Raw genomic sequence first — 218 nt, forward strand, 5'->3', positions numbered from 1 at the left:
AATCTGCACAGTCAAACCCTACAAGCCATCTCAGAAACCCATGCCAAAAGCCGTAAACAGTTTAAAAAAGCCAAACTCAACTGGCGCACCAATAATCCAAAGGCCAAGAGAAAGAGTTTGGGCTGGATTCCGTTTAAAAAGACCGCTATTAAGCATATCAGTACGCGCCAAAGCGGTAAAAAGTCTCTAAAAAGCACCCTGCAATTCAGCTTAGCTAA

At 43.1% G+C, this 218-nt stretch carries 1 pseudogene; it reads left to right on the plus strand.

From position 1 onward, the window contains the following. Positions 1–218, plus strand: a pseudogene (locus tag J3492_RS13160) (RNA-guided endonuclease InsQ/TnpB family protein); the annotation flags it as partial.

The sequence above is a fragment of the Psychrobacter coccoides genome, from assembly GCF_017498085.1.
GTDB lineage: Bacteria > Pseudomonadota > Gammaproteobacteria > Pseudomonadales > Moraxellaceae > Psychrobacter > Psychrobacter coccoides.